Below are 1,065 nucleotides of genomic sequence, written 5' to 3' on the forward strand. Positions count from 1 at the left end.
GGGGCCTTGACCTGGGCTGAGCTACGTCCTACGTTATCGCCCACTAACATTTGTCGAAAGGGTCGGTATGGACTTCATCCTCATGTCTGAGGGGGACACCCCGGTCGGGCTTACGCATGAGCACCGCTACCGGGAGCTTGTGGAGGAGGTTCTGCTTGCGGAGCGGGTTGGCTTCGATGCCTTCGGTAGTTCCGAGCAGCATGTTGCTCTGGGTACGGCTTCGGTCTCCGCTCCGGAGGTGCTTTACCCGTACCTGATGGCTCTGACGAGCCGGATGCGGTTCATCCACCTGGTGACGCTGCTGCCGACGCGGATGAACCATGCGCTGCGCGTCGCGGAGCGTGTGGCGACCGAGGACATCCTGTCCAACGGCCGTGTCGAGCTTGGTACCGGGCGCGGCAACACCACGCTCGCCCTGCGCGCGTTCGAGGTGGACCCTTCCGAGAACAAGGCTCAGTGGCGTGAGGGCATCGAGCTGATCCGGAGCGCGTTCCTCAACGACGTGTTCTCGTACGTGGGCAAGCACTACAAGGTTCCGCCGCGCAGCCTGGTCCCCAAGCCCCTGCAGGGTCCCTACCCGCCCATTTCGGCTGCCGCCGGCAGCCCGAGCTCGGTCGAGACGGCCGCCTCGATGGGTATCGGCGCCATCATGGGCGGCCTCTACCTCGGGTTCGACCTCGTCGAGAACATGGTCAAGCTCTACGACGACACTCTCGCCGCCACCAACCACCCCTACCCGATCACGCCGCGCAAGATGGTCGCGGTCGCCGGTGGTATGCACTGCGCCGAGACCACTGCCCAGGCCCGCCTCGAGGCGAAGCCCCTGTTCGAGATGGCCAAGCTGTCCACCGACGCATATGAGCGCCTGTCGAAGCTGTCGAAGGACTACGCCTACATGGGCGCTGTCAAGGACATCGACTTCAACGACGAAGAGTACATGTTCGAACGCTCCCAGGGCTTCATGGTCGGCGACCCCGAGCACTGCATCGAACACGTACAGCGATACGCGGACATGGGCGTCGAAGCACTCGTCCTGCGTGTCGACAGCCTGCCCCACGACCAGCT

At 64.0% G+C, this 1,065-nt stretch carries 1 protein-coding gene; it reads left to right on the forward strand.

Features of this window, described 5'->3' with window-relative positions:
- Window positions 1-67: 67 nt before the first annotated feature.
- Window positions 68-1,065: LLM class flavin-dependent oxidoreductase (locus tag ACFV2X_RS55650; protein ID WP_385632005.1), on the forward strand; the 998-nt coding region annotated here is incomplete at its 3' end.

This window comes from Streptomyces sp. NPDC059679, assembly GCF_042734105.1.
Taxonomy (GTDB): Bacteria; Actinomycetota; Actinomycetes; order Streptomycetales; family Streptomycetaceae; genus Streptomyces.